General features: G+C 73.7%; 20 protein-coding genes. 12 read left to right on the top strand and 8 right to left on the bottom strand.

Features of this window, described 5'->3' with window-relative positions; all coding sequences use genetic code 11:
- Positions 1 to 29 precede the first annotated feature (29 nt).
- The gene (locus tag IW256_RS07375) at positions 30 to 410 is read left to right on the top strand and encodes a sec-independent translocase (RefSeq protein ID WP_197010238.1); all 381 of its coding nucleotides are present in this window, start codon (positions 30 to 32) and stop codon (positions 408 to 410) included.
- A 105-nt stretch (positions 411 to 515) separates the two neighbouring features.
- On the opposite strand, the gene IW256_RS07380 is transcribed toward IW256_RS07375, so the two are convergent.
- On the bottom strand, positions 516 to 1,655 hold the full coding sequence (locus IW256_RS07380) for an Mrp/NBP35 family ATP-binding protein (RefSeq protein WP_197010239.1): 1,140 nt from the start codon (positions 1,653 to 1,655) through the stop codon (positions 516 to 518).
- Positions 1,656 to 1,901: 246 nt separating this feature from the next.
- On the opposite strand from IW256_RS07380, the gene IW256_RS07385 reads away from it, so the two are divergent.
- Positions 1,902 to 2,390, top strand: coding sequence for a MarR family winged helix-turn-helix transcriptional regulator (locus tag IW256_RS07385; protein ID WP_307828776.1), 489 nt, complete (start codon positions 1,902 to 1,904; stop codon positions 2,388 to 2,390).
- Between the two features lie 52 nt (positions 2,391 to 2,442).
- Here IW256_RS07385 and IW256_RS07390 read toward each other — a convergent pair whose 3' ends face one another.
- Complete coding sequence (locus IW256_RS07390; protein WP_231403692.1) at positions 2,443 to 2,961, bottom strand: DUF1003 domain-containing protein; 519 nt, start codon at positions 2,959 to 2,961, stop codon at positions 2,443 to 2,445.
- Between the two features lie 18 nt (positions 2,962 to 2,979).
- On the bottom strand, positions 2,980 to 4,314 hold the full coding sequence (locus IW256_RS07395) for a magnesium transporter MgtE N-terminal domain-containing protein (protein WP_231403693.1): 1,335 nt from the start codon (positions 4,312 to 4,314) through the stop codon (positions 2,980 to 2,982).
- Positions 4,315 to 4,482: 168 nt separating this feature from the next.
- Here IW256_RS07395 and IW256_RS07400 point away from each other — a divergent pair, with 168 nt between their 5' ends.
- On the top strand, positions 4,483 to 5,055 hold the full coding sequence (locus IW256_RS07400) for a carboxymuconolactone decarboxylase family protein (RefSeq protein ID WP_197010241.1): 573 nt from the start codon (positions 4,483 to 4,485) through the stop codon (positions 5,053 to 5,055).
- Positions 5,052 to 5,969 carry an RNA polymerase sigma-70 factor gene (locus IW256_RS07405; RefSeq protein WP_197010242.1) on the top strand — a complete coding sequence of 306 codons (918 nt, stop codon included), beginning with the start codon at positions 5,052 to 5,054 and terminating at the stop codon, positions 5,967 to 5,969. Before IW256_RS07400 ends, IW256_RS07405 begins: the two co-directional genes overlap by 4 nt.
- A gap of 4 nt (positions 5,970 to 5,973) precedes the next feature.
- Here the strand turns inward: IW256_RS07405 and IW256_RS07410 are convergent, their stop codons facing one another.
- Entirely contained in the window at positions 5,974 to 6,489 is a 516-nt protein-coding gene (locus IW256_RS07410) for a hypothetical protein (RefSeq protein ID WP_197010243.1), read from the bottom strand.
- Positions 6,490 to 6,532: 43 nt separating this feature from the next.
- On the opposite strand from IW256_RS07410, the gene IW256_RS07415 reads away from it, so the two are divergent.
- Complete coding sequence (locus IW256_RS07415; RefSeq protein WP_197010244.1) at positions 6,533 to 7,474, top strand: HpcH/HpaI aldolase/citrate lyase family protein; 942 nt, start codon at positions 6,533 to 6,535, stop codon at positions 7,472 to 7,474.
- Between the two features lie 126 nt (positions 7,475 to 7,600).
- Positions 7,601 to 9,472, top strand: coding sequence for a CPBP family glutamic-type intramembrane protease (locus IW256_RS42670; protein ID WP_197010245.1), 1,872 nt, complete (start codon positions 7,601 to 7,603; stop codon positions 9,470 to 9,472).
- On the opposite strand, the gene IW256_RS42105 is transcribed toward IW256_RS42670, so the two are convergent.
- The gene (locus IW256_RS42105; protein WP_197010246.1) at positions 9,465 to 9,854 is read right to left on the bottom strand and encodes an NUDIX hydrolase; all 390 of its coding nucleotides are present in this window, start codon (positions 9,852 to 9,854) and stop codon (positions 9,465 to 9,467) included. The genes IW256_RS42670 and IW256_RS42105 overlap by 8 nt on opposite strands.
- A gap of 84 nt (positions 9,855 to 9,938) precedes the next feature.
- Between IW256_RS42105 and IW256_RS07430 the strand changes: the two genes are divergently transcribed.
- From IW256_RS07430 to IW256_RS07450, 5 genes are all read left to right on the top strand, one after another.
- A complete protein-coding gene (locus IW256_RS07430; protein WP_197010247.1) occupies positions 9,939 to 10,586 on the top strand; it encodes a DUF6758 family protein in 648 nt (215 codons plus the stop codon).
- A 92-nt stretch (positions 10,587 to 10,678) separates the two neighbouring features.
- Entirely contained in the window at positions 10,679 to 11,527 is an 849-nt protein-coding gene (locus IW256_RS07435; protein ID WP_197010248.1) for a PHP domain-containing protein, read from the top strand.
- A 39-nt stretch (positions 11,528 to 11,566) separates the two neighbouring features.
- A complete protein-coding gene (locus tag IW256_RS07440) occupies positions 11,567 to 13,018 on the top strand; it encodes a serine/threonine-protein kinase (RefSeq protein WP_197010249.1) in 1,452 nt (483 codons plus the stop codon).
- 64 nt (positions 13,019 to 13,082) lie between these two features.
- Positions 13,083 to 13,790: an MBL fold metallo-hydrolase gene (locus IW256_RS07445; protein ID WP_197010250.1), complete on the top strand. Its 708-nt coding sequence runs from the start codon at positions 13,083 to 13,085 to the stop codon at positions 13,788 to 13,790.
- 51 nt (positions 13,791 to 13,841) lie between these two features.
- Positions 13,842 to 14,738, top strand: coding sequence for a RecB family exonuclease (locus tag IW256_RS07450; protein WP_197010251.1), 897 nt, complete (start codon positions 13,842 to 13,844; stop codon positions 14,736 to 14,738).
- Between the two features lie 48 nt (positions 14,739 to 14,786).
- On the opposite strand, the gene IW256_RS07455 is transcribed toward IW256_RS07450, so the two are convergent.
- Both IW256_RS07455 and IW256_RS07460 read right to left on the bottom strand, forming a co-directional pair.
- Positions 14,787 to 15,695 carry an oxygenase MpaB family protein gene (locus IW256_RS07455; RefSeq protein ID WP_197010252.1) on the bottom strand — a complete coding sequence of 303 codons (909 nt, stop codon included), beginning with the start codon at positions 15,693 to 15,695 and terminating at the stop codon, positions 14,787 to 14,789.
- A gap of 206 nt (positions 15,696 to 15,901) precedes the next feature.
- Positions 15,902 to 16,780 carry an alpha/beta fold hydrolase gene (locus tag IW256_RS07460; protein ID WP_197010253.1) on the bottom strand — a complete coding sequence of 293 codons (879 nt, stop codon included), beginning with the start codon at positions 16,778 to 16,780 and terminating at the stop codon, positions 15,902 to 15,904.
- 99 nt (positions 16,781 to 16,879) lie between these two features.
- Here IW256_RS07460 and IW256_RS07465 point away from each other — a divergent pair, with 99 nt between their 5' ends.
- A complete protein-coding gene (locus tag IW256_RS07465) occupies positions 16,880 to 17,557 on the top strand; it encodes a glycerophosphodiester phosphodiesterase (RefSeq protein WP_197010254.1) in 678 nt (225 codons plus the stop codon).
- A gap of 88 nt (positions 17,558 to 17,645) precedes the next feature.
- Here IW256_RS07465 and IW256_RS07470 read toward each other — a convergent pair whose 3' ends face one another.
- Positions 17,646 to 19,205 (bottom strand): DEAD/DEAH box helicase, encoded by a 1,560-nt coding sequence (locus IW256_RS07470; protein ID WP_307829386.1) that lies wholly within the window; start codon positions 19,203 to 19,205, stop codon positions 17,646 to 17,648.
- Positions 19,206 to 19,246 lie beyond the last annotated feature (41 nt).

Below are 19,246 nucleotides of genomic sequence, written 5' to 3' on the forward strand. Positions count from 1 at the left end.
CGGCCCCCTTGGCGCGTGTGGAGGTCGGGTTGTTCGACGTCGGTCTGGGCGAGATGCTGGTACTCGTCGTCCTCGCCCTGGTGATCTTCGGTGACAAGCTGCCCCAGGCGGCCGGCCAGGCGGGCCGGGCGCTGCGCCAGCTCAGACAGATGGCCAACAGCGCCAAGGCCGACCTCCAGGAGGGGCTGGGCCCGGAGTTCAAGGACTTCGACGTCGCCGACCTCAACCCCAAGACGTTCGTCCGCAAGCATCTGCTGGAGGACCACGACGACGACCTGCGCCCCGGCGGCGCGAACGGGTCGTCGTCCGGCGCGAACGGCGGCCTCTTCGACGACGAGCCGTCCTACGCCACGGCGGGGGGCGGCCTGGAGTACGGCGAGCGCCCGCCGTTCGACAACGAGGCCACCTGAGCCACGCCACCGGCGCGTGCCGGGGGCCGGTACTCGTAGAATGCGACGGCCCCGCCCTGGGATCACCCTCGGGCGGGGCCGTCGCGTTCTCGCGTACGGAACGTTCTAGCGGCGCTTCGGCGAGATCCCGAGCGACATCCCGGCCAGGCCGCGGCTCCGGCCGGCCAGCGTGTCGGCGATGGTGCGCAGTTCCTTGGCGGCCTCGGCGTCGGGGTCGTCCAGCACCAGCGGGCTGCCGCTGTCGCCGCCCTCGCGCAGCCGGGGGTCGATCGGCACCTGGCCCAGCAGCGGGACCTTCGTGCCCAGCGTCCGGGTCAGCGCGTCGGCGACGGCCTGCCCGCCGCCCGAGCCGAAGATGTCCTGCCGCTCACCGCAGTGCGCGCAGGTCAGGTACGACATGTTCTCGATCACGCCGACGACCTGCTGGTGGGTCTGCGCCGCGATGGCCCCGGCCCGCTCGGCCACCTCGGCCGCCGCCTGCTGCGGGGTGGTGACCACCAGGATCTCCGCGGAGGGCAGCAGCTGGGCGACCGAGATCGCGATGTCGCCGGTGCCGGGCGGCAGGTCCATCAGCAGGATGTCGAGGTCGCCCCAGTAGACGTCGGCGAGGAACTGCTGCAGCGCGCGGTGCAGCATCGGGCCGCGCCACACCACCGGCTGGTTCCCGGCGGTGAACATGCCGACCGAGATCACCTTCACGTCGTGCGCCGACGGCGGCATGATCATGTCCTGGACCTTGGTGGGCGAGCTGGTCACCCCCAGCATCCGCGGCACCGAGTGGCCGTAGATGTCGGCGTCCACCACGCCCACCTTGCGGCCCTGGGCGGCCAGCGCGGCGGCCAGGTTGACGGTGACCGAGGACTTGCCGACCCCGCCCTTGCCGCTGGCCACCGCGTACACCTTGGTCAGCGAGCCGGGCCGGGCGAACGGGATCTCCTTGGCCGGCTCGCCGCCGCGAAGCTTGGTCTGCAGCGCCTTGCGCTGCTCGTCGCTCATCACGTCCAGCTCGACCGCGACGGAGGAGACGCCCTCCAGCCGGGAGACGGCCTCGGTGACGCTCCGGGTCAGGGTGTCCTTCATGGGACATCCGGCCACGGTCAGGTAGATGCCGACGCGCACCGCGCCCTCCGGCGCGATGTCGACGCTCTTGACCATGTCGAGCTCGGTGATGGGCTTACGGATCTCAGGATCGTTCACCGTGGCGAGCGCCTCGGTCACCTGCTCGGTCGTCAACTGGGAGGCCATACCCCCATGGTATGAACTCTGTGGCCATGCCCGCGAACCCGGGCCGTGCCGGGCGCGTACAGGGCGCGTCGTGCGGGCGTCGTGCGGGCGTCGTGCGGGCGTCGTGCGGGCGTCGTGCGGGCGTCGTGCGGGCGTCGTGCGGGCGTCGTGCGGGCGTCGTGCGGGCGTCGTCAGGGCCTCGTCAGGGCCTCGTCCGGGGGGCGCGTACGCATCGCGCCGGGGCCCGGACGGCCGTACGATCGAATCGTGACAACGCCGTCCGGGACCATCTCGGCCGAAGAGCTCACCGTCTGGCGTGCCATGCTGCGCGCCCAGGTGCAGATCTCCCGCCGCCTCCAGGCCGACCTGCTGGCCGATCACGACCTCGCGCTCGGTTCCTACGACGTGCTCATGCATCTGGGCGAGTCGCCGGACGGCAGGCTGCGGATGAACGACCTGGCCGACCGGGTGCTGCTGTCGCGCAGCGGGCTGACCCGGCTGGTGGACCGGTTGCAGCGGGAGGGGCTGGTGGTCCGGGAGAGCTGTGCCAGCGACGCGCGCGGCCTGTTCGCGGTGCTCACCCCGCAGGGCCGGGACCGGCTGGACGAGGCCGGCCCCACCTACGAGCGCGGCGTCCGCGAATACGTGCTCACCAGGCTCGACGAGGACGACCTGAGGATGCTCGCCCGGGTCCTGACCAAGCTGGTGGACCGCCCCCGGCTCGACCGGCCCGCCGTCTCCCGCCGGTCCGCCTGAACGCCCGGGACCCTACGACAGGGTCCGGTACCTTACGACAGGGCCCGGGACCCTACGACAGGGCGGAGTTCGACTCCTTGCGTTCGCCGTCGATGTCCTTGAGCAGCTGCTGGATCTCCGAGCGCACGAAGTCGCGGGTGGCCACCTCGCTGACCGCCATCCGCAGCCCGGCGATCTCCCGGGTGAGGTACTCGGTGTCGGCGATGCTGCGGTCGTCGCGCGACCGGTCCTGCTCGTACTGCACCCGATCCCGGTCACCCTGGCGGTTCTGCGCCAGCAGGATCAGCGGCGCCGCGTACGACGCCTGCAGCGACAGCATCAGCGTCAGGAAGATGAACGGGTACGGGTCGAAGCGCAGCCAGGACGGCGCCAGCGCGTTCCAGCCGATCCACACCGTCACGAACACCGTCATGTAGACCAGGAACCGGGCGGTGCCCAGGAAACGGGCGATCCGCTCCGAGAGGCGGCCGAACGACTCGGGATCGTAGTGCGGGCGGGGCAGCAGGGTGCGGCGCAGCTCGCGCGGCTGGTCCAGGCGCGCCGCGGTGGTCGTGGTCGTCATGCTCGTCATGCTCGTCTCCCCGATCGCTCACGTTCGTTCCGGCGCGCCGGTCCGGTCGCGGGCGCCGCGCAGCGCCTCCTCCTCCGGATCGGCGACGGCCTCGGCGGTGGCGTCCATCACCGTCTCCCGCCAGTCCTCGGGCAGCAGATGGTCGAGGACGTCGTCGATGGTGACCGACCCGAGCAGGTGGCCGTTCTCGTCCACGACGGCCCCCGCCACCAGGTTGTAGGCGGCCAGGTAGGTCGCGACCGCCTCCAGCGACACCGTCGGCCGCAGCGGGTCCAGCTCGCTGTCCACGATCCCGCTGACCAGCGTGCGCGGCGGCTCCCGCAGCAGCCGCTGGAAATGCACCGTGCCCAGGTAGCGGCCGGTCGGCGTCGCGCTCGGCGGGCGGCACACGTACACCTGGGCGGCCAGGGCCGGGTTCAGGTCCGGGTTGCGGATCCGGGCCAGCGCCTCGGCCACGGTCGCGTCCGGGGGCACCACCACCGGCACCGTGGTCATCAGGCCGCCCGCGGTGTCCTCGGCGTACGTCAGCAGCCGCCGCACCGGCGCCGCGTCCTGCGGCTCCATCAGCGTCAGCAGCCGCTCGCGCTGCTCGGTGGGCAGCTCGCCGAGCAGGTCGGCGGCGTCGTCGGGATCCATCGCCTCCAGCACGTCGGCGGCCCGCTCCACCTGCAGCCGCCCCAGGATGTCGACCTGGTCGTCGGGGGGCAGCTCCTCCAGGACGTCGGCGAGCCGCGCGTCGTCCAGCGCGACGGCGACCTCGGTGCGGCGCTTCTCCGGCAGCTCGTGGACGACCCCGGCCAGGTCGGCGGGCTTCATCCGCTCGAACGCGGCGATCAGCCCGGCCGCGCCCTGCCCGTGCTCGACCGCCGAGAAGCCGTGCACCGCGTCCCAGTCCACCACGAAGGTCTCGCCCTGGCGGCGCAGGCCGCGCCGCCCGCGCCCGCGCACCCGGCGCACGGCGACCTTGAGCAGCAGCCAGTCCCGGGTGCGGGTGGGTTCCATCGCCACGTCGACCACCGAGACCGGTTCGTCGGTCTCGGTCAGCCGGACCGTGCGGTCCAGCATCTCGGCGATCACCAGGGTCTCGGACTCGCGTTGCTGGAAGCGGCGCACGTTGAGGCGGCCGTCGAAGACGATCGCGTCCGCCTCGATCACGGTGACCCGGGTGATGGGCAGGAAGACCGGGCGGCGCGGCGTCACCTCCACCACCAGCCCGAGCACCCGGGGCGGGCGGGTGCCCAGCCGCAGCGCCACCACGACATCGCGGACCCGGCCCACCTGGTCGCCGGCCGGGTCGAAGACGGCGATCCCGGCGAGCCGCGCGATGAAGACCCGCGCCGGAACTCCGGTCATGGGAGGGAGACTACCCGCGATCTTGGGCATCATCCGGGGGCGCGGACCCGCCTCCGGAGGGGGCCGCGCGGGGCTCGGCGCGGTCCCTGCCGGATGTCACATTCGTGCTGGTCCTCCCGTCCTTACTGTGACGTCGCAGGTAGCACGTCGAGCGAAACGGAGGCCCCGATGACGCGCATCTCCCTCGACCCCCCGCGCACCTTCCGGTACCGGCTGGCCGCCTGGTTCACCCGCCGCAAGTTCGGCGCGGAGCTGGACCCCGCCCGCGCCATGGGACACCACATGGGCGTCGGCACCGCCTCCGCCCTGATGGAGCTGCAGGTGCTCCGCTGGAAGGCGGTGCCGCACCGGCTGAAGGACCTGGCCGTCATGGCGACCGCCGTCAAGATCGGCTGCTCGTGGTGCGTGGACTTCGGCACCTGGGAGGCGAACACCAACGGCCTCTCCCTGGAGAAATTGGAGGCGGTCCCGAACTGGCGCGACAGCGACCTGTTCGAGGAGGACGAACGCCTGGTCATGGAGTACGCCGAGGCGATGACCACCGACCCGCCCACGGTCACCGACGAGCTGACCGCCGCGCTCCGCCGCCACCTCGATGAGCGGCAGCTGGTGGAATTGACGATGATGGTGGCGGTGGAGAACCTGCGGTCACGCTTCAACGCGGCGGCCGGACTGGCCGGCCAAGGGTTCAAGGACCGCTGCGAGATCCCGCGGCGAGGCACGGAGGGAGCGCGCACATGACCGAGGCGTCCGGGACGGCCGAGGGGATCGAGGCGGTCTTCGAGGGGCATCGCAAGCTGCTGTTCGCGGTGGCCTACCGGATGCTGGGGACCTCCGCCGACGCCGAGGACACCGTCCAGGACGCCTGGCTGCGCTGGTCGGCGGCGGACCGGTCCGAGATCGGCGATCCCCGCGCCTTCCTGGTGCGGATCACCACCAACCTCGCGCTGGACCGGCTCCGCTCCGCCCGCGCGCAGCGCGAGACCTACGTCGGGCCGTGGCTGCCCGAGCCCATGCTGACCACCCCGGACGTCGCCGAGGACGCCGAGCTGTCGGAGTCGGTGTCGATGGCGATGATGGTGGTGCTGGAGACGCTGAGCCCGCTGGAGCGCGCCGTCTTCCTGCTCAAGGAGGTGTTCGGGTTCCCGTACGGGGAGATCGCCGAGGCGGTCGACCGGTCCGAGACCGCCGTCCGGCAGCTGGGCACCCGGGCCCGCAAGCACGTGGAGGCCCGCCGTCCGCGGTTCGAGACCGACCGGCGCGAGCGGCGGGCGGCCACCGAACGGTTCCTCGACGCCGCGATGGGCGGCGACATCAACGTCCTGATGGAGGCGCTGGCCCCCGACGTGGTGCTGTGGACCGACGGCGGCGGCAAGGTCAGGGCGGCGCGGCGCACCATCCACGGCGCCGCGAAGGTGGCGCGCTGGCTGCTGGCCGTGATGGGGCAGCCCTACCAGGGGGTGCGGCCCGAGGAGATGCGGATGCGCCGGGCCGAGATCAACGGCGTCCCCGGCCTGGTCCTGGAGGGCCCGGACGCCCCCATCACCACGATCACGCTGGACATCCGCGACGACGGCCGGGTGGCGTCCATCCAGCTGGTCGCCAACCCCGACAAGCTGCGCGCCATCAGCACCAACAGCCACCTGCCCATGTGAGGGCTCAGCGGTCGGCTCGGCGGCCCTTGCCCCCGAGCAGGCGCGGCGGGGTGCCCGCGGTCGTCGCCGGTGTCGGCACGGGCCGCACGCTGGCGTAGTCGCCCGAGTACTCGCCCGGCCCCTCGATCACCTCGTCGGTCGGGGTGAGCCGGATGACGTACGACTCCTCGGCCCAGCGTTCGATCTGGCCCTCGTGGGTGGCGGCGTTCAGGCGGTCCTTCGCCAGCAGCGGCACCACCGTGTCCCACAACTCGGTGCCCGGCCGTACCTGCTCGCAGGCCGCGACGAACGAGATCAGCCGCCCGCCCTTGTCCTTGCCGCGTAGCGTCACCTGGACGCTCTCGGCCTCGGGCAGGCCCGGCAGCGGCTGCTCGCCCTCGCCGCCGGTCAGCACGTACGCCGCGCCGTCGTGCCACAGGTGCCAGGCGGCCCGCGGCTGCGGCAGGCCGGGCAGGGTCAGCCACAGCAGGCCGGACTTCTTGGCCGCCTCCTCCACCAGCGCCCGCCGCGGATAGCTCATACCGGCAGCGTCCCATACCGGGCCGGTGGATAGCATCCGCAGCATGCGCTCACGACGTACCACCCTGGCGGTCCCGGCGAGCAATCCCCGTTTCATCGAGAAGGCCCAGGGACTCCCCGCGGACGAGATCTTCCTCGACCTCGAGGACGCCGTGGCGCCCGGCGCGAAGGAGGAGGCCCGCCGGAACGTCGTCGCCGCGCTCAACGAGGGCGACTGGACGGGCAAGGTCCGGGTGGTGCGGATCAACGACCTGGAGACCCACTGGGCGTACCGGGACGTGATCGAGGTCGTGGAGGGCGCGGGCGCCCGGCTCGACTGCGTCCTGCTGCCCAAGGTCCAGGACCCCTCCCACGTGCTGTGGCTGGACCGGCTGCTCACCCAGATCGAGCGGGCGATGGGGTACGAGGAGGGCCGGATCGGGATCGAGGCCCAGATCGAGGACGCCCGCGGCATGGTCGCGATCGACGCCATCGCCGCGTCCTCGCCGCGGCTGGAGGCCCTGGTCTTCGGGCCCGGCGACTTCATGGCCTCGATCAACATGAAGACGCTCGTGGTGGGGGAGCAGCCGCCCGGCTACACCGAGGGCGACGCCTACCACTACATCCTGATGCGCATCCTCCTGGCCGCCCGCGCGCACGATCTCCAGGCCATCGACGGGCCCTACTTCAACGTCCGCGACGTGGACGCCTTCACCCGGGTGGCCAAGCGGTCGGCGGCGCTGGGCTTCGACGGGAAATGGGTGCTGCACCCCTCCCAGATCGAGGCGGGCAACGAGGTGTTCTCCCCGTCCCAGGAGGACTACGACCACGCGGAACTGATCCTGGACGCCTACGACCACAGCACCCGGGTGGAGGGACGCGGCGCGGCCATGCTCGGCGACGAGATGATCGACGAGGCGTCCCGCAAGATGGCGCTGGTCATCGCCACCAAGGGCCGGGCCGCCGGACTGACCCGGACCACCGCCTTCCGGCCCCCGGGCGCCTGAGCGCCACGACCGCCGCCGCCTGCACGTACGATTCGTCACAGGGACCGGGCTCGCCGCGCCTCCGTGCTCGCCGCGTCCGGGTCGTCCCCGGTCCCCGGCAAGGAAGTCTTCCCAGGGAGGTCGCGCGTGTCGGATCCGGCGGACAACGGCTGGGCTCCGCCCGATCCCGGAGTGACGGGCGGGTCTCCCGGCGAACGGCGCCCGGAGCCGGAGGCCGCGCCCGAGCCGCCTACGCCGTCCACGCCGTCCACGTCCCAGCCGCCGCAGCCGCAGGCCGAACCGTCGGCGCCGCCCGCGCAGTGGCCCGCCCAGTGGCCCGGGCAGCAGCCCCCGCCCGCGCCCTCACAGGCAGGCCAGTACCCGCAGACCGGGCCGTACCCGCAGGCAGGCCAGTACCCGCAGGCAGGCCAGTACCCGCAGACGGGGCAGTACCCGCAGACGGGGCAGTACCCGCAGACGGGCCAGCCGCAGACGGGCCAGCCGCAAGCGGGGCAATATCCGCAGGCCGGGCCGTATCCGCAGACAGGCCAGTACCCGCAGACTGGGCCGTATCCGCAGACGGGGTCGTATCCGGCTGAGGGCGAGTACCCGCCGCCCTATGCGGGCCGGTACGGCTCCACCCAGCCCTACGGGCCGCCCCAGCCGTACGGGCCGCCTCAGCCCTACGGAGCGCCGCCACAGCCGTACGGGACGCAGGGGATGCCCTATCCCGGCTACGGCCCGCCTCCGGTCAAGCGGCCCTGGGTCGTGCCGACGCCTCCCGGTTCCCCGTACCACCGCATGGCCCGTACGGCGGCGCACCGCTGGTGGCGTCCGTGGGTCGGGTCGCTGGTCATCCTCTTCGGCGGCCTCGCCTGCGTGATGGTGCTGGGCATCGGCGCCATGGTCGTCTCCATGCTGGTCACCGGCACCGCGCCCGAGGAGCTCGGCACCGGCGGCACCATCCTGGGGAACGAGATCGCGGACCTGGGGTTCAACCTCGCCGCGCTGGCGCTCTTCCTCCCGTTCGCGCTGCTGGTGCCCTGGTGGATCCAGCGGCGCAGACCCGGCACCCTGTCCTCGGTCGCCGGACGGCTGCGCTGGCGCTGGCTGCTGATCTGCTCCGGGCTGGCGATCGTGTTCTGCGCGGTCTCGTTCGGCACCTCGTGGCTGGCGAGTCTGGCGGTGGACGACCCGGCCGCGGGGGCCGACGAGCACTGGGTGGGCTGGGGCCGGTTCCTGGTCGCCGCCGCCGTGATCGTCCTTCTGGTGCCGTTCCAGGCGTCCGCCGAGGAGTACGTGTTCCGCGGATGGCTGCTGCAGGCCGTCGGGGCGTGCACGCTGGAGAACAGCCGGAAACGGGTCGGGCAGGCGCTCAGCGTGGTCTTCCGGACGCCGTGGCCGGGGATCGTGGTCGGCTCGGCCCTCTTCACCTCCGGGCACGGCTACACCGGCTGGGGGATGCTCGACGTGTTCCTCTTCGGTGCGATCGCGGGTTGGCTGGCCGTGCGCAGCGGCGGCCTCGAAGCGGCCATCGCCCTGCACGTCTTCAACAACCTGATGGCGTTCATGCTCCCGGCGGCCGTCGGCAAGCTCGACATCCAGCAGGGCGCGGTCCCCTGGCAGTACGTGATCGCCGACGTGGTGCCGATGCTGCTGTACGCGGCGGCCGTGGTCTGGCTGGTACGGCGGCTGCGGATCCAGACGGTCGTGGCCGGTCCCGCCGTGGACGCCCCGCCCGCTCACGCGGCCGACACACCGGCGCCGCACGGCCCGGCCCACGACACGCAGCCCGCCCTGGGCCACGACACCCCGCCCGCTCCGGGCCACGACACCCCGCCCGGCCTCTCCCACGACACCCCGCCCGTCTCGGGTCAGGGCGCTCCACCGGATCCAGGGCAGGGCCCGCCGCACGCTCCACCGGGTCCGGACGAGGACTCGCCGCCCCAGGCGCCCTCCGACACCTCGCCGCCCTCCGACACCTCGCCGCCGCCTTCCGGGGCCTCGGGGTTCAGGTGATGCCCCACTCACGGAGGGCTTCGAGCACTCCGGGCGCGGTGGGGAGGGCGCGCAGTTCCGCGGGCGTGACCCAGCGCGCGTCGGCGGCGTCGTCACCGGCCCGCAGCGTGCCTCCCAGGGCCGTCACCGCGTAGTCGTGGATCTCGTAGGTGACGCCGTCCGCTCCGGGCCGTTCCACGGTGCCCACCAGCGCGCCCACGGACACCTCCAGCCCGGTCTCCTCCCGCATCTCGCGGACGACGGCCTCCTCGTCGCCTTCGCCGGGTTCGACCCGGCCGCCCGGTAGGGACCACAGTCCCGCCGACGGGGCCCGGCCCCGCCTGATCATCAGGAGCCGTCCGGATCCGTCCTGGGCGATCCCGCCCACGCAGCGCACCTTCACCACACCATTTTGTCCCCCTTTTTCCTGTGGGCTGAGCTGGGGTGACTTGACGTGGCGCGTAACTGACGCGCACTGTTGGTAGCCATGAGGGCCGAGCCCACATGCCCCCGTTGCGGCGGGCGGTTGCACGCACCCGGTCTCTGGTCGAGCGACTGGAGCTGCGATCTGCACGGCGCCGTCCTGCCGGGACAGCCTCCCAAGAGACCGGGTGACGAGGGCCTAGCGGCCGTCCTCCAGGAGACCCGGGTGCCGGTGTGGGTGCCCTGGCCGCTGCCCCTCGGCTGGCTGGTCACCGGGTTCCGCACGGTCGGCGACGAACGCACCGGCGCCCGCGCCTGCGCCGTGGCGCTCTCGGGGCCGGGGCTGCTCAGCGGCCCCGCCGACATGCTGCTGATCGCCGAGGAGCCCGGGATCGGCCTGGGCGCCTTCTACGCCGGCCTGGACGGCCCCGACCCGGGCGAGGGCTTCGACCGCCGGCCGGCGCACGTCAAGCTGAACGTCCAGGGGCCGACCGCCACCAGCGGGCACTCCGTGCCGATGTGGGCGGTGCCGTCCAAACCCGACCGTGCCGTCTACGCGGGCGAGGCCATGGCCGACTGGCTGTGGGTGATCCTGTGGCCGGCCGACGCCGGGGTGCTCATGCTGGAACGCCCGCAGCTGGTCGACCTGCGCGAGCCCGGCATGGCGCCGGACCTTCCGTACGGCGCGTTCAGCCCCCGGCTCGACCACTGACCGGGCCTCCGGACCGGCCGCCGCGCGTCCCGCGCTCCCGGCAGGCGTTCCTGATGGCCGTTCACGGCAGGCGTTCCTGATAGGAACGGGGCATGCGGATCGATCTGCACAGCCACAGCGACGTCTCCGACGGGACCCGGCCGCCCGCCGAGGTCGTGCGGCGGGCGCGCGCGGCCGGGCTGGACGTGCTCGCGCTCACCGACCACGACACCGTCGCCGGTTGGGACGCTGCCCGTGCGGCGTTGCCCGAGGGGCTGACGCTCGTCCCGGGCGTGGAGCTGTCCTGCCGGCACGAGGACCGGAGCCTGCACCTGCTCGGCTACCTGTTCGATCCGGACGAGCCCGCGCTGGCCGGTGAGCTGGCCCGGATCCGCGAGCACCGGGTGAACCGGGCGCGGACCATGGTGGACCGCCTGCGCGCGCTGGGCGCCGGCGTCACCTGGGAACGGGTGCGCGAGCTGGCCGGGGGCGAGGCCGTCGGGCGTCCGCACGTCGCCCGCGCCATGGTCGAGGCCGGTGTGGTGGGCACCCTGGACGAGGCGTTCACCGGGACGTGGATCGGGCATGGCGGCCGTGCCCACGTCGGGCCCTACCCGCTCGATCCGGTCCGCGCGATCCGGCTGGTCCGCGAGGCGGGAGGCACCTGCGTGCTCGCCCACCCCCGGGCGCGGCGCGGCTACGCCGTCGGCGACGAGGCGATCGGGGAACTGGCCGCCGCCGGCCTGGGCGGGATCGAGGTCGACCACCCCGAGCAGGGGCCGGACGACCGGGCGCGGCTGCGCGACCTGGCGGCGGGGCTGGGCCTGTTCACGACCGGGTCCAGCGATGACCACGGTGCGCAGACCGGCGACCGGCTGGGCTGCGAGACGACCTCGGACGAGGATTACGCGGCCCTCCTCGCCTCGGTTCCTGGCGCGTCGGAGCCCCTGACGCGTAGCTGACTCACTACGATTCCTGCGGTTAAGGCGGGGAGGGGTGGAATGTCAGAAGTGGCATCATTGCTGCCGGAGGACCCACGGCGGATCGGGACCTACGAGCTGCACGGCCGGCTCGGCCAGGGCGGCCAGGGCGTGGTCTACCTGGGCTCCGGCGCGTCCGGCGAGCGGGTGGCGGTCAAGCTGCTCCAGGCGTCGCTGCGCGGGGACGACCCGGCCCGGGCGCGGTTCGTCCGGGAGCTGGCGGTGGCCCGGCGGGTGGCGCGCTTCTGCACCGCCCAGGTGCTGGACGCCGACATCGACGGCGACCGGCCGTACATCGTCAGCGAGTACGTGGCCGGTCCCTCGCTCTCCCAGGTGGTCGCCGAGCAGGGGCCGCTGCCCGGCGCCCAGCTGGAACGGCTGGCGATCGGCACCGCGACCGCCCTGGCGGCCATCCACCAGGCCGGGATCGTGCACCGCGACTTCAAACCCGGCAACGTGCTGCTCGCGCAGGACGGCCCGCGGGTGATCGACTTCGGGGTGGCCAAGGCCCTGGACCCGGCCGCCACCGGGGCCAGCGCCGTGGTGGGGACGCCCTCGTACATGGCCCCCGAGCAGTTCGGCACGGGCCGGGTCGGCACCGAGGCCGACGTGTGGGCCTGGGGCGCCACGATCGTGTACGCGGCCACCGCCCGCCCGCCCTTCGGCGCCGACACCATCCCCGCGGTGATGGGCCGCATCCTGCACGGGTCCCCGCGGCTCGGCGACCTCCCGGAGCCGCTGCGCGAGCTGGTCTCGGCGGCGCTGGACCGGGACCCCGCGGCGCGCCCCACCTCGGCCGAGCTGCTGATGCGGCTGATCGGGCACGGCGGGGACACCGCCGACATCATGGCCGAGGGCCGTACGCTCGCCGCTGCGACCCGTGCCGACACCCCCGTCACCAGGGCGGACGCGCCCCAGGTGGACGCGGGGCGACCGGCGGGGGCCGCGGCGCCGCCGCCGTCCACCGCGGTCCTGCCCGGCGACCCCGCCGGGGCGCCGTCCTCCGGTGGCGGGGGCGGTGGCGGGCGCCGCTGGATCGCGCCCGGCGTCGTCTCCGCCGTCGCCGTTCTGGTCGCGATCGGCGCGATCTTCTGGGCCGCGAACCAGGACGATCGCGGCGGCCGGCCCGAGTCGACCTCCTCGTCGAGCACGGGGCAGGCCGCGAGCGGGAAGAACCCGCCCGCGACGTCCGGCGGCACGATCAAGCCGGCCGGCCCCCGCCTGATGGTCTCCCCGGTGGGCGACGTCAAGGTCGAGGACAGGGGATCGATCGAGGTGACGCTCACCGCCGAGGGCGGCGACGTCGAATGGAGGGCCGAGGCGACCGGCCTCACGCTCAGCCGCTCGTTCGGCACCCTGCGGAACGGGCAGAGCGTCCGGATCAAGATCACGCTGACCGACCCGTACGTCGGAACGGCCACGTTCGAGGCCGAAGGCACCCCGGAACAGCAGGTGAAGCTGGCCTCGGTATGACCGGCCGCGGCCCCGGGGCCGCATCGGCCCCACGGGGTGGGCGCCGCGCGGTAGGGTCGGATGCGTGGACGCGCGCATCGAACAGGTGGTGACGTCGGGGAAGGTGACCCTGGACGACACCGAGTACGACGTCGAGAGCAACACCTACATCGTCGGCGACGACGACGAGGTCATCGTGATCGACCCGTCGCACGACGCCGAGGCCATCCTCAAGGAGGTCGGTGACCGCGAGGTCATGGCCGTCATCCTGACCGACGGCAACGAGCACCGCCTCAGCGTGGTGCTGGAGGTCGCCGCCGCGGGCGAGGACGACGAGGAGAACTGGGCGCCGATCGGGCTGCACCGCGCGGACCGGCTGCTGTGGCGCGACTACTTCGGCCGCCTCGCCAAGGAGGAGGACGACGAGGACGACGCCAAGGCGCTGCGGTCGCTGGAGCCCGACATCTGGCTGGAGGACGGCGGCGTCTTCGAGATCGCCGGCGCCCAGCTGGAGATCGTGCACACCCCCGGGCACACCCCGGGCTCGGTCTGCGTGATCAGCGAGCAGCTGAGCGCGCTGTTCTCCGGCGACACCCTGCACCGCAACCGGCCCGGTTCCGTCGGCGGCGTCTACGAGGACCTGCGCAAGCAGCTCAACTCGATCGGCGCGCTGCTGACCCCGCTGCCCAAGGACCTGCGGGTCCTGCCGGGCCAGGGCGACGAGACCACGGTCGGCGACGAGGACGCCCGCTGGGAGAGCTGGGGCGCCCTCGCCCGCGAGGCCGAGGACTGATCCCCGCACCGGTGGACGGTGGCGAGACCCCGCGGACGGACGGCTGAGCCCATGGTCGCCGAGCAACTGGGCCTGGAGGGCATGCCCCAGCGCCTGTACGCCTGCACGCCGTCCCGCCTGAACGCCTGGCTGGACTGCCCGCGGCGCTACCGGATGACCTATCTCGACCGGCCGGCGCCGCCCAAGGGCCCGGCGTGGGCGCACAACAGCGTCGGCGCCAGCGTGCACAACGCCCTGGCGGCCTGGTGGCGGCTGCCCGAACGCGAGCGCACCGTGGAGGCGGCCGGGTCGCTCCTGGCCCGCGGCTGGCTGACCGACGGGTTCCGGGACGCCGCCCAGTCCGCCGAGTGGCGCGACCGCGCCCGCGCGATGGTGGAGCGGTACGTCGCCCGGCTCGACCCCGCCGACGAGCCGCTCGGCGTCGAGCGCACGGTCTCCACCCGCACCGACCGGATCGCGGTGTCGGGGCGCGTCGACAGGCTCGACGCGCGCGGCCCGGAGCTGGTGATCGTCGACTACAAGACCGGACGGCACGTCCTCACCCCCGACGACGCGCGGGGCTCACTCCAGCTGGCCCTGTACGCGACGGCCGCCGCCCGGGTCCTGCGCCGGCCGTGCCGCCGCGTGGAGCTGCACCACCTGCCCAGCGGCGAGGTGGCGGTCTGGGAGCACACCGACGAGTCCCTCCGGCGGCATCTGCGGCGGGCCGAGCAGATCGCGGCCGAGGCCGCGGAGGCCGACGAGGCGTACCGGGAACGCCTCGGCCCTCCGGCCGTGCCCCGGCCCCGCCCGGGGGACGGCGCCGCGGTCGACCACGCGCCCTACGACGCGATGTTCCCGCCGCGTCCCGGGAACCGGTGCTCGTGGTGCGACTTCGCCCGGCACTGCCCGGAGGGGCTCCAGGCGGCCCCGCGCAAGGAACCCTGGGCGGCCCTGCCCTCGGAGTGACCCGCGTCCCCTGGCGGAGTGACCAGCGGCCGGCGGCGGCGCGGGCGGTCAGGCCGGGACGAGCGGGCTCCGGCGGGGCCAGCGCCGGGGATCGCGCAGCCCGTACAGTCCGTGGCCGAGATCGTAGCCCTCGGCGGCGAGCCTGCCGCGGGCCCGGTCCAGCATCTCCCTGGTCGGCTTGGCGAACGCGTGGTCGTGCAGCCGTTCCGGGACCGAGTTCATCGCCAGCCGGAACGAGCGGAGCGCGGCGGTCACGGCGGCCTGCGGCACCTCGGGCAGGGTCCCGTACATCTCCCTGGCCCAGCCCGGCAGCGAGTAGTAGCACAGCGCGCCGAACGGGAAGTAGCCCGGCTTGCCGGGGGCCAGGAACCTCAGGTTCTCCGGCAGGGTGGGCCACAGCAGGAACCGGACGGTGGCGGCGGCCTCCTCGGTCACCCGCAGCCGGGGCCGCATCTCGGCCATGTACGCCTCCATCTCGGCCACGCTGCCGGGGACGTCCTCGGCGTGCAGGCCCACGTACGTGGCGCTGCGCCGCTGCTCCTCCAGGTAGCGGTCGGCCATCGCGCCGGTCAGCGGCAGCCCCGCCCGCCGGGCCACCTCCAGGTAGGAGTAGACCTCGGCGCAGTGCACCCACAGCAGCAGCTCCGGCTGGTCCAGGCGCTCGGTCCTGCCGGTGTCGTGGTTGAGGATGCGCAGGCTGCGGTGGATCGCGCGGACCCGCGCCGCCGCCGCTTCGGCCTCGTCCGGGCTGCCGAACGTCGACAGGCCCACGAAGTCGGACGTCCGCTGCAGGCGCCCGAAAGGGTCCTCCTGGAAGTTGGAGTTCTGCCAGACGCCCCACATGGCGACGGGGTGCAGCGCCTGCAGCATCAGGCCGCGCACACCACCGACCCACATGGTCCGGTCGATGTGGACGCGCCAGGTGACGCTCTCGGGGGGCTGGACGGTCGCGGGCATGGCGGTCCCCTCGCACTCGTGAGACAAACTGCCGTAAGTGTGTCATTACATCGCTCTGCCCGCACCCCCGCCCCCCGGTGAACGGGCACCCGGGACGGGTGGCAGTCACGGCGGGCAGGGGAGGGCGGCCCAGGGGAGAGCGGCTCGGAGGAGCGCAACCCGAAGGAGAACGGCCGTGGACGCCGGGCGTCAGCGGATGCCGGGCGTCAGCGGATGCCGCGCTCGCAGTGATTCCAGAAGTCGGTGAGGGCGCTGGCCGTGGTCTCGGGCGCCTCCACGGCCGGGGAGTGCGCGGCGCCGGGAATGACCACCTTGGCGGCGTCGAGCCGCTCGGCCATGAGCGCCTGCTCGCGCGGCTCCCAGCAGTCGTCGTCCTCGCCGTACAGCACCAGCGTGCGCAGCCCGGTGTCCTCGGCGACCTTGACGAGCTCGTCCACCCGGTCGGGGCAGGTCAGCAGCTCGTGCGCCATCGCCACCAGCCCGGTCTCGCAGTTGCTCAGCGTGCGGGCCTTCAGGAAGTCGACGATCTCCTCGGGCAGCCCGCGGCCCAGCGCGTCGGGCCCCAGGCTGAGGTCCCAGATCTGTCCCAGGCCCAGCTGCGGCACGGCGTCCCGCAGCGCCTGCGCCCTGGCCGCCGCCCTGCCGGTGACGCCGGCCGGGCCGGAACTCATGATCGTGTACGAGGCGGGCAGCAGCCGGCCGGACAGCACCGCCTCCCGGGTGACCAGCCCGCCGAAGGAGTGCCCCACCAGGTGCACCGGCTCCGGCCCGAGGGCCTCCGCCAGCGCGGCGACGTCATCGCCGAGCGCCGCCCGGGTGAAGACCGCCGGGTCGGTGGAACCCGCGGTCTCGAACTGCCCGCGCATGTCGACGGCCACGACCCGGCGCCCGGCGCGGGCGAGGGGCTGCAGCACGGCGATGAAGTCCTCCTTGCTGCCCGTGTAACCCGGGACCAGCAGGGCGGGGGCGCGTTCGGGCACGCCCGACCCCGGAAACGCCTCCAGCGCGGCGAAGACGCCGCGCGAGGTCTCGACCGTCGTCCGGCGCACGCCGGGGGGCAGGGTCACGAACCGGGGCGTACTCACAGGAGGCCAGCCTACTAAATATGAGCGTGCGGACACCGGCCGAGGTGCGGCGCTGGTAGCGTCCGGGAACGTGGAACAGCGCGGCGCGGGGGGCCCACGGTGACGGCGATCTCGGCCCATCGCCGGGACTCCGCGGGCCTGACCGGCCTGCACGACGCGGTCGCCTCGGGGGCCGAGTACGTCGAGATCGACGTCCGCCGTACCGCCGACGGAGCGCTGGTCGTCCACCACGACCGGACCGTGGCGGGCGTGCCGCTGAACCGCTGCCCGTACTCGCGGGTGCGCGCGCTGGCCTCGCGGCCGGTGCCGCTGGTGGCCGAGGCGCTGGAGATCATCAAGGAGCGGGCGCGGGCGCATCTGGATCTCAAGGAGCACGGCTGCGAGCACGAGACGGTCGAGCTGGCGCTGGAGTCCTTCGGCGGCGACGGGTTCGTGGTGACGACCCGAGAGCCCGCCTCGGTGGCCCTGATCAAGCGTGACTTCCCCGGCGTGACCGTCGCGCTGTCGGTGGGGCGCGGGCTCTGGGAGCGCGGCACCGCGGTGCGTGACTTCGTGCCGCTGCGCGCCGTCCGCGAGAGCGGCGCCGACATGGTGGCGCTCAACCACCGGCTCGCGCGCGTGGGCGTGCTGCGCCAGTGCGCGCGTGCCGGCTTTCCCGCGATGGTCTGGACGGTCAACGCCGAGCCGCTGATGCGGCGCTTCCTCGGCGATCCCCGGGTCGCGGTGCTGATCACCGATCGTCCCTCCACCGCGCTGCGGCTCCGTGCGCACGGCTGAGCCGGCGGCCGGCGTGCGCGCGCACGGCACTGCGAGATCACGGTGGCCGGAACGTGATCCCGCAGTGGGGTGGGACGCGGCCCGCGGGTCAGGCGCCCGGCGAGGGCTCCGCGGACTGGGCGGCCGGTACGGCGCCGCCCTCGGTGACCGGCTGGCCCCCGCGGGTGCGGCGGCGGCCACGGGTGCGCTTGCGCCCGGCCGTCACGGTGCCCGCGGAACGGTCCTCGTCGGCGCCGGCATCGGGCGCCGCGACGGGCGCCGCGGTGGGCTCGGTCCCGCCGTCACCGGTGGCCGCATCGACCGGCTTGCCGCCGCGGGTGCGGGTCCGGCTGCGGTTGCGCCGCCTCGGACGCTCGCGGTCGTGGTCGCGCTCGTGGTCGCGCTCGTGGTCACGGTCCCGGTCGCGGTCGCCGCGCGACCGGTGCGGGGAACGGATCCGGCCGGTCTCGCCGATGTCCTCCAGCTCCTCCGCGTCCAGGCCGGCGCGCTCGCCGCGCTGCTCCTTGGGGAGCTTGCCGGTCGTGCCCGCAGGGATGCCCAGCGCCCCGTAGAAGTGCTCGGAGGTGGAGTAGGTCTCCTCCGGCGTCGCGAACGGCAGCCCGAGGGTTCCGTTGATCAGCTTCCACCGGGTGAGGTCGGACCAGTCGACCAGGGTGACCGACACGCCCTCCTTGCCCGCCCGGCCGGTGCGGCCGATCCGGTGCACGTAGGTGTCGGCGCTGTCGGGGCACTCGTAGTTGACCACGTGGGTGACGTCGTCGACGTCCAGCCCGCGGGCCGCCACGTCGGTGGCCACCAGCACGTCGATCTTGCCGTTGCGGAACGCGCGCAGCGCCCGCTCGCGCTGGCCCTGCCCGAGGTCGCCGTGCACGGCCGCGGCGGCGAAGCCGCGCTGGGCCAGGTCGGAGGCGACCCGGTCACAGGCCCGCTTGGTCTGGCAGAACACCATGGTGAGCCCGCGGCCCTCGGCCTGCAGCAGCCGCGCCACCATCTCCGGCTTGTCCATCTGGTGGGCCTGCCAGACGTGCTGGACGACCTGCGGGGTGGCCTCGGACTCGGTGTGCGCCTCGGCCCGCACGTTGGTGGGCCGGGTCAGGTACCGGCGGGACAGCGACACGATCTCGCCCGGCATGGTGGCCGAGAAGAGCATGGTCTGCCGCTCGCTGGGGATCCGGTCGATGATCCGCTCGATGTCGGGCAGGAAGCCCAGGTCGAGCATCCGGTCGGCCTCGTCCAGCACCAGTACGCCGACCTCCGAGAGGTCGAGGTGCTTCTGCTTGACCAGGTCGAGCAGCCGGCCGGGGGTGCCGACGACCACGTCGACCCCCTCGCGCAGCGCCTCGATCTGCGGCTCGTAGGCACGGCCTCCGTACACCGGGAGCACGCGGCTGCCCAGTTTGCCGCCGGCGACCAGGAGGTCGTCGGTCACCTGCAGGGCAAGTTCACGGGTCGGGGCCACCACCAGCGCCTGCGGCTTGCGGCGGCCGTGCGTGATGCGCTGGAGCAGCGCCACGCCGAAGGCCAGGGTCTTGCCGGTGCCGGTACGGGCCTGCCCGATGATGTCGTGCCCGCCCAGCGCGATCGGCAGGGCGAGCTCTTGGATGGGGAACGCGTCGACGATGCCCTCTGCAGCGAGCGCATCGGTTATCTCGGGGACGACCCCGAGTTCACGAAAGGTAGTCAGGGCTT

It is taken from the genome of Actinomadura viridis (assembly GCF_015751755.1).
GTDB lineage: Bacteria > Actinomycetota > Actinomycetes > Streptosporangiales > Streptosporangiaceae > Spirillospora > Spirillospora viridis.

Excerpts from the sequence above, each read along its gene's own strand:
- IW256_RS07380 (WP_197010239.1), bottom strand. The coding sequence starts at position 1,655 with ATGGCCTCCCAGTTGACGACCGAGCAGGTGACCGAGGCGCTCGCCACG.
- IW256_RS07435 (WP_197010248.1), top strand. The coding sequence starts at position 10,679 with ATGCGGATCGATCTGCACAGCCACAGCGACGTCTCCGACGGGACCCGG.
- IW256_RS07390 (WP_231403692.1), bottom strand. The coding sequence starts at position 2,961 with ATGACGAGCATGACGACCACGACCACCGCGGCGCGCCTGGACCAGCCG.
- IW256_RS07440 (WP_197010249.1), top strand. The coding sequence starts at position 11,567 with ATGTCAGAAGTGGCATCATTGCTGCCGGAGGACCCACGGCGGATCGGG.
- IW256_RS07395 (WP_231403693.1), bottom strand. The coding sequence starts at position 4,314 with ATGACCGGAGTTCCGGCGCGGGTCTTCATCGCGCGGCTCGCCGGGATC.
- IW256_RS07405 (WP_197010242.1), top strand. The coding sequence starts at position 5,052 with ATGACCGAGGCGTCCGGGACGGCCGAGGGGATCGAGGCGGTCTTCGAG.
- IW256_RS07430 (WP_197010247.1), top strand. The coding sequence starts at position 9,939 with ATGAGGGCCGAGCCCACATGCCCCCGTTGCGGCGGGCGGTTGCACGCA.
- IW256_RS07410 (WP_197010243.1), bottom strand. The coding sequence starts at position 6,489 with ATGAGCTATCCGCGGCGGGCGCTGGTGGAGGAGGCGGCCAAGAAGTCC.
- IW256_RS07450 (WP_197010251.1), top strand. The coding sequence starts at position 13,842 with ATGGTCGCCGAGCAACTGGGCCTGGAGGGCATGCCCCAGCGCCTGTAC.
- IW256_RS07455 (WP_197010252.1), bottom strand. The coding sequence starts at position 15,695 with ATGCCCGCGACCGTCCAGCCCCCCGAGAGCGTCACCTGGCGCGTCCAC.
- IW256_RS07415 (WP_197010244.1), top strand. The coding sequence starts at position 6,533 with ATGCGCTCACGACGTACCACCCTGGCGGTCCCGGCGAGCAATCCCCGT.
- IW256_RS07400 (WP_197010241.1), top strand. The coding sequence starts at position 4,483 with ATGACGCGCATCTCCCTCGACCCCCCGCGCACCTTCCGGTACCGGCTG.